Origin of the sequence: Mesorhizobium sp. M7A.F.Ca.US.014.04.1.1 (genome assembly GCF_003998745.1) — a bacterium.
Lineage (GTDB): Bacteria > Pseudomonadota > Alphaproteobacteria > Rhizobiales > Rhizobiaceae > Mesorhizobium > Mesorhizobium ciceri.
The window spans coordinates 1-6,844 of sequence record NZ_RZRW01000316.1 but is presented as its reverse complement, the minus strand read 5'-3'; the positions used below and the strand labels follow the sequence as shown (position 1 = coordinate 6,844).

Here is a 6,844-nt window from a genome sequence, read left to right as displayed (position 1 = left end):
CACCGGCGCCGGGCCGATCGGCATCATGGGCGCGCTCGTCGCCCAATGCGTCGGCGCGCGAAAAGTGGTCATCACCGACATCAATCCGGTGCGGCTGGCGCTGGCGAAAAAGCTCGGCGTCCAGCATGTCGTCGACGCGTCCAAGGAAAAGCTGCGCGATGTCATGCCGGCACTCGGCATGACCGAGGGTTTTGATGTCGGCCTCGAAATGTCGGGCGCAGCCCCCGCCTTCCGCGACATGATCGACACCATGAACAACGGCGGCAAGATCGCCATTCTGGGCATCGCCCCGACCGGATTCGAGATCGACTGGAACAAGGTCATCTTCAAGATGCTGCATCTCAAGGGCATCTATGGCCGCGAGATGTTCGAGACCTGGTACAAGATGATCGCGCTGGTGCAGGGGCCGCTGGATGTTTCCGGGCTTATCACGCACCGCATCGGCATCGACGATTTCCAAGCCGGCTTCGATGCAATGCGCAGCGGCAGTTCCGGCAAGGTGGTGATGGATTGGTAGATGCCGCCCTAACGCAGAATTCTGTTTTTCATCAGCCATTTCACGGAGCGGGGCCACGCGTAGTTCGCACCCATGCGAAGATCGGTAAACCCCTCCGAAACATGTTTCCCGGTTTCGGCGTCAAGGATGCGAATGAACATAGTATGTTCTGTTCGGTTGACGCGCGTTACGACGCCAAGCAAGGCAAGCGACGCGCCGTGCTCCTTGGCAATCGGGCCTTCACAACCAGCGCAGTTGCGCAATCCGTGCGGCGCCGTGGCCTGTGTATCCCTCGCCGGCACATCAATTACTGTAAAACGCCCAGACTGGGAGAGCATGTCCTTAGCAACTTGTGCTGATTCCGACAGATAGCGCCTGTCATATTCATCCGGGGGAATTATTCCCGCCCCGGCGCTCTTGTCCTCCAATTCGAAAGGGAACACTTCGATCGACATCGGCTTTGTCTGCTGCGCCTGCGCAAATGTGCAGGTGCCTACAAGCAGCGTCACCAGGACACTTAATGTGCGAATGCTCATCGTAGTCCTCCTGTCGGTATGATGGGCATTATACGCGGCCTGACAACGCAAATAACGATTAAATCGAAAGCAATGCTATGCTTCGGGAGTTTCCACGCAGTCTCGCTCGAACTCCGTCGTTCAGAGTGATTGGCTTGATCTTGGACTAACTCTTGCTCGGGACCAGACTGGTCTCCAATGCAGCCAGTCCGCTGGTGATCGCCGTGCGCTCTTCAGCGCTGAGCCTTGCCAGCAAATCCCGTTCGAACGCCTTCGCCAGCGGCACCATCTCGCGATAGGCGGCAAGCCCCGTTCCGGTCAGCGTCAGATGTTCGATACGGCGATCTTTCTCATCAGGTGTCCGCATCAACCAGCGCCGCCGCTCGAGTTCAGCCACGGCGCGTGAAACCTTGGTCTTGTGCATAGCCGATTGCTCGCCGAGTTCGGTCGCAGTCATCGTTCCATGCTGCCCCAGCCCCGAAAGGGTGCGCCATTCCGGCCGCGTCAGGCCATGGCTGTCCTTGTATATCCTCGAAAATTCGCGGCTGACGGCGTCGGCAAGCCGGTAGAGCCGGTAGGGCAGGAAGTTTTCCAGATTGAGAATTTCAGCCGCGTCGGACGCTTCGCTCCTGATCGCCATTTTTCAAAGCCGCCATTGATGGTTACATTTTCGATGGTTACAAATGAAACCAGTTTGGTCAATTGAGATCCATTCCGGGAGGAAGCAATGGCCTTTTCCTATATGCCGGGCTTCGGCAACGATTTTGAGACCGAGACGCTGCCCGGCTCGTTGCCGCAGGGACGGAATTCGCCGCAGCGGCCGGCCTACGGCCTCTATGCCGAGCAGCTTTCAGGCTCGCCCTTCACCGCGCCGCGCGGCACCAATGAGCGGTCCTGGCTCTACCGCATCCGGCCGAGCGTCAAGCACACCGGCCGCTTCAAGGCGGCGAGCTATCCCTTGTGGAAGAGTGCGCCCAATGTCGGCGATCATGAACTGGCGCTCGGCCAGTATCGCTGGAACCCGGTGCCGATGCCGAAGGAGCCGACCGATTTCATCGCCGGTATGCGCAGCATCACAACCGCTGGCGACGTGCTCGGGCAGACCGGCATGGCGGCGCATGTCTATGTCGCCAACACCTCGATGGCGGACGATCATTTTTTCAATGCCGACGGCGAGTTGCTGGTCGTGCCGCAAGTCGGCGCATTGCGCTTCGTCACCGAGATGGGCGTCATTGAGCTGCGGCCCGGCGAGATCGCCGTGCTGCCACGCGGTCTGGTCTTCAAGGTCGAGCTGGTCGACGCCGAAGTGCGCGGCTACGTCTGCGAGAACTACGGCGCCAAGTTGACGCTGCCCGATCGCGGCCCGATCGGCGCCAATTGCCTGGCCAACCCACGCGATTTCAAGACGCCTTGCGCCTGGTTCGAGGAGAAGGAAACGCCGTGCCGGCTGATCGTGAAATGGTGCGGCAATTTCCATGTCACCGAGATCGGCCATTCGCCGCTCGATGTCGTTGCCTGGCACGGCAACTATGCGCCCTACAAATATGATCTGGCGACCTTTTCACCGGTCGGAGCGCTTTTGTTCGACCATCCCGATCCGTCGATCTTCACCGTGTTAACGGCACCAAGCGGCGAGGAGGGCACGGCCAACATCGACTTCGTCATCTTCCCGCCGCGCTGGCTGGTGGCCGAAGATACCTTCCGGCCGCCCTGGTACCACCGCAACATCATGAGCGAGTTCATGGGCCTGATCCACGGCCAGTACGACGCCAAGGAAGAAGGTTTCGTGCCTGGCGGCATCAGCCTGCACAATCTGATGCTGGCCCATGGGCCGGATGCGCCTGGCTTTGAAAAGGCCTCGCGCGCGGAGCTGAAACCGGTCAAGCTCGACAACACCATGGCCTTCATGTTCGAGACCCGATTTCCGCAGATGCTGACCCGCTACGGCGCCGAGCTCGAAACCCGGCAGGACAACTACATCGACTGCTGGGCCGACCTGAAGAAGCGTTTCAACGGCACGCCCGAGGGCGACTGGTCTTGATCACCGAGCCAATGCCGGATCGGCTGGTGCTTTTGGGCTCGAAGGGTGGCCCGGCATTGCGGCCGGGTGGTCCATGGCCGAGTTCGTCGCTGCTGCAGATCGGCGGCCGCAGCATCGTCGTCGACTGCGGCCTTGGCGTGACGCGTGGTCTGGTCGATGCCGGCATCAGCCTGAAGTCGCTCGACCTGATCTTCATCACGCATCTGCACTCCGACCATGTGCTTGAACTGGGGCCGCTGATCCACACCGCCTGGACGGCGGGCCTCGCGACGCCCGTCGGCGTGTTCGGTCCGCCCGGCACCGGTCATTACTGGCGGCGCTTTTGCCAGGCGATGGAGTTCGACATCGAGATCCGCATCGTTGACGAAGGCCGGCCGGATATTCGCGATCTGGTGTCGATCAGCGAATTCGGCGAAGGCCAGGTGGTCGCGCAGGGCGGCTTGACGGTTTCGGCGCTGCGCGTCGAGCATCCGCCGGTGACCGATTGTTTTGCGCTTCGCTTCGAGCATGGCGCCAAAAGCGTGGTGTTCTCCGGCGACACGGCCTTTTATCCGCCGCTCGCCGATTTTGCCCGAGGCGCCGACATCCTCGTCCACGAAGCCATGCTGGAAGAAGGCATCGAGCGACTGGTGGCCAGGACCGGCAATGGTGCGCGGCTCAGAGAGCATCTGCTCGCCAGCCACAGCTTTGCCGAAGAGGCCGGCAGCATCGCAAGCGATGCCGGCGTGAAGAGATTGGTGCTCAACCACCTCATTCCGGCCGACGATTCTTTGATAGGCGAGGCCGACTGGACTGCCGCCGTCAGGAAAACTTGGAACGGCGACTTGACGATCGCCCGCGACGGTCTTGTTGTGGGCTTAAGCAGCGCCAAAGCTGCAGCAGGAGAGGAAACCGCATGAAGCTTGCCACATTGAAGGACGGGACGCGCGACGGGAAACTCGTCGTCGTCTCGCGCGACCTGACACGCTTCACCGACGCCTCGTTCCTGGTTCGCACGCTGCAGGCGGCGCTCGACGACTGGCGGCGCATCGCCCCGCATCTCGCGACAATAGCGGAATCGCTTGAGAACAATGCGATGCCGGCGGAGCGCTTCCACGAACATGACGCCCATTCGCCGCTGCCGCGTGCCTATCAATGGGCCGATGGCTCGGCTTACGTGAACCATGTCGAGCTGGTGCGCAAAGCGCGCGGCGCCGAGATGCCGGCGAGCTTCTGGACCGACCCGCTGATCTACCAGGGCGGCTCGGATTCTTTCATTCCGCCACGTGATCCGATCCGCACGGCTGACGAAGCCTTCGGCATCGACATGGAGGGCGAGGTCGCTGTCATCGTCGACGACGTGCCGATGGGTGCAAGCCTCGAAGAAGCAAAGGCAGCGATCCGACTGGTCATGCTGGTCAACGACGTTACGTTGCGCGCGCTCACCGGACCGGAACTGGCCAAAGGTTTCGGTTTTTTCCAATCAAAGCCGTCCTCGGCGTTTTCGCCGGTCGCTGTGACGCCGGACGAACTGGGTGATGCCTGGGACGGCGGCAAGGTCAGCCTGCCGCTGCTTGCCGATCTCAACGGCAAGCCGTTCGGCCGCGCCAATGCCGGTATCGACATGACCTTCGACTTTCCGGCGCTGATCGTTCATGCAGCAAGGACACGGCCATTGGCCGCCGGCACGATCATCGGTTCCGGCACCGTCTCCAACAAGCTCGACGGCGGGCCGGGCAAGCCTGTCTCGGCCGGCGGCGCCGGCTATTCCTGCATCGCCGAACTGCGCATGATCGAGACCATTGTGTCAGGCGAACCCAAAACGCCATTCCTGCGCTTCGGCGACACGGTGCGCATCGAGATGAAGGACAAGGCTGGGCATTCGATCTTCGGTGCCATCGAACAGAAGGTCGAGAAATACGAGAGGTAAGGGCATGACGGGGGTCTATCTGCTGGCCGGTGTCTGGGCACTCGCCATACTGGCGGTCTTCATCCAGGCGATCCGGCTGAGCTATCGCATAGAGGCGCGCTCGCCTGACCTGACCAACCGCAGCGGCTTTCCGCGCAAGGCGATGATGTTCCACACCATCACCAACATGGACGTCGCGCGGGACGCGGAAACGCAGAGCATGCGTCGGCGTATGAACTGGTTGCTGCTGATCGTTCTTGCTGGATTTGTCGTTATGTGGGCGGGCTTGTATCTGTCGCGGTCAACCGGATGACGTGATGAGCCTGCCCGACTACCCGCGCAGCATGGCCGGCAACAATCTCTGGTCGAACGACCGACTCTACCGCGCGGTATTGTCTCTTCAGCCCGGCGAAAGAGGTCAAGCGGCTGGGCTTGGGCGATCAGGCCAATACGACGTCATAGGCTGAAAATTGCCGATCCGCGGAGATCAACGTCAGGCCTTCAATTTGGGTCTGCGCAATAAGCAGGCGGTCGAAGGGATCGCGGTGGTGAAGCGGCAGATGTTCAAGTCTCGCCGCGTGTAGTTCGTTTACGCCGAGAATCGGAATCCCGTTCGATCGCAGGAGGTCCACGATGTCGCCTGTGAGCGTCACTTTGCCGAGCGATTTCTTGATGGCGATCTCGGCCACCGAGACGGCGCTGACGATCACATCCTTGCCTGTGAGAAAGATATCGCGCCGAAAGACGTGAATCGGCGTTGAGTACCCAAAGCAGAATATGGGTATCGACCAGATATCTGCGGCTCATTTAATATACTCGTCCCATTCGGGACCGAGTTCATCAAAATCATCCGATATCCAAATCTGGCCTTTCAGGGCGCCAAGCAAGCCTTTGCTCCCACCAGCCCGAACGGGAGCGCTCAAGGTTGCGACAACCTCTCCATGTCTGGTCAGATGGATCTCTTCGCCAGCCTGGGCACGTTTCACCAATTCGGAAAGCTGAGCCTTCGCTTTTGCCATGGGGATATTCATAGACGACCTCTTATGACCAGAATTTAGGTCATAATTGGCCGGGCCGCAAGTGAGTTCGATGGCTATTCCGCCGCCTGAACCTTGATCACGCCACGCTTGATCTGGTCCTGCTCGATCGATTCGAACAGCGCGCGGAAATTGCCTTCGCCAAAACCTTCGTCGCCCTTCCTCTGGATGAACTCGAAGAAGATCGGCCCGATCACGGTTTTCGAGAATATCTGCAGCAGGATCTTGGTCGTGCCGCCGTCGACGACGCCTTCGCCATCGATCAGGATGCCGTGCTTCTTCATCCGCTCGATCGGTTCGTCATGGCCGTTCACGCGGTCATACGACATGTCGTAGTAGGTTTCAGGCGGGCCGGGCATGAACTTCAGCCCGTTCTCGGCCAGTCTGTCGGTGGCCTCGTAGATTTCGTCGGTGCCGACGGCGATGTGCTGGATGCCTTCGCCATTGTACTTCTTCAGGTACTCGGCGATCTGGCTGGTCTCGTCCTTGGACTCGTTGAGCGGAATGCGGATCTTGCCGCAGGGCGAGGTGATGGCGCGGCTGACCAAGCCGGTGATCTTGCCGTCGATGTCGAAGAAATGGATCTGCTTGAAGCCGAACAGGTTGCGGTAGAAATCCCACCATTTGTCCATCTGGCCGCGATAGACATTGTGGGTCAGGTGATCGAGATAGTAGAAGCCGACGCCTTCCGGCCGCGGGTCGCGCGCACCCAGCCACTCGAACTCGGCATCATAGGCCGAACCCTTCTTGCCGTAGGTCTCGATGAAATAGAGCAGCGAGCCGCCAATGCCCACGATCGCCGGCACGTCCAGCGCCTTGTCGGCGCCTTCGTAAGGTGTGGCACCCTTGGCGACCGCATGGTGGCAG

General features: G+C 60.4%; 10 protein-coding genes and 1 pseudogene. 6 read left to right on the top strand and 5 right to left on the bottom strand.

From position 1 onward, the window contains the following. Positions 1 to 517 (top strand): zinc-binding dehydrogenase (locus EOA22_RS20425; RefSeq protein WP_164755672.1); only part of this gene is annotated, 517 nt, incomplete at its 5' end. Between the two features lie 8 nt (positions 518 to 525). Here EOA22_RS20425 and EOA22_RS20420 read toward each other — a convergent pair. Together EOA22_RS20420 and EOA22_RS20415 are read right to left on the bottom strand one after the other, a co-directional pair. Further along, positions 526 to 1,032 (bottom strand): DUF2380 domain-containing protein, encoded by a 507-nt coding sequence (locus EOA22_RS20420; RefSeq protein ID WP_063167736.1) that lies wholly within the window; start codon positions 1,030 to 1,032, stop codon positions 526 to 528. A gap of 145 nt (positions 1,033 to 1,177) precedes the next feature. Then, the gene (locus tag EOA22_RS20415) at positions 1,178 to 1,651 is read right to left on the bottom strand and encodes a MarR family transcriptional regulator (protein WP_024505603.1); all 474 of its coding nucleotides are present in this window, start codon (positions 1,649 to 1,651) and stop codon (positions 1,178 to 1,180) included. 87 nt (positions 1,652 to 1,738) lie between these two features. Between EOA22_RS20415 and hmgA the strand changes: the two genes are divergently transcribed. The 5 genes and pseudogenes from hmgA to EOA22_RS38970 form a co-directional block, all read left to right on the top strand. Then, positions 1,739 to 3,052, top strand: a complete 1,314-nt coding sequence (gene hmgA / locus EOA22_RS20410) for a homogentisate 1,2-dioxygenase (protein ID WP_024505602.1) — start codon at positions 1,739 to 1,741, stop codon at positions 3,050 to 3,052. 11 nt (positions 3,053 to 3,063) lie between these two features. Continuing rightward, entirely contained in the window at positions 3,064 to 3,951 is an 888-nt protein-coding gene (locus tag EOA22_RS20405; protein WP_032899759.1) for an MBL fold metallo-hydrolase, read from the top strand. Then, on the top strand, positions 3,948 to 4,961 hold the full coding sequence (locus tag EOA22_RS20400) for a fumarylacetoacetate hydrolase family protein (RefSeq protein ID WP_063167737.1): 1,014 nt from the start codon (positions 3,948 to 3,950) through the stop codon (positions 4,959 to 4,961). The genes EOA22_RS20405 and EOA22_RS20400 overlap by 4 nt, the downstream gene beginning before the upstream one ends. A gap of 4 nt (positions 4,962 to 4,965) precedes the next feature. Next, a complete protein-coding gene (locus EOA22_RS20395) occupies positions 4,966 to 5,253 on the top strand; it encodes a hypothetical protein (RefSeq protein WP_063167738.1) in 288 nt (95 codons plus the stop codon). A gap of 4 nt (positions 5,254 to 5,257) precedes the next feature. Beyond that, positions 5,258 to 5,353: pseudogene (locus tag EOA22_RS38970) on the top strand (damage-inducible protein DinB); the annotation flags it as partial. A gap of 27 nt (positions 5,354 to 5,380) precedes the next feature. Here the strand turns inward: EOA22_RS38970 and EOA22_RS20385 are convergent. The 3 genes from EOA22_RS20385 to hppD all read right to left on the bottom strand — a co-directional run. Next, positions 5,381 to 5,650: a type II toxin-antitoxin system VapC family toxin gene (locus EOA22_RS20385; RefSeq protein ID WP_244514291.1), complete on the bottom strand. Its 270-nt coding sequence runs from the start codon at positions 5,648 to 5,650 to the stop codon at positions 5,381 to 5,383. Positions 5,651 to 5,743: 93 nt separating this feature from the next. After that, positions 5,744 to 5,971 (bottom strand): type II toxin-antitoxin system prevent-host-death family antitoxin, encoded by a 228-nt coding sequence (locus tag EOA22_RS20380; protein ID WP_013532313.1) that lies wholly within the window; start codon positions 5,969 to 5,971, stop codon positions 5,744 to 5,746. Between the two features lie 62 nt (positions 5,972 to 6,033). Next, positions 6,034 to 6,844 (bottom strand): 4-hydroxyphenylpyruvate dioxygenase (hppD, locus tag EOA22_RS20375; protein ID WP_127390175.1); only part of this gene is annotated, 811 nt, incomplete at its 5' end.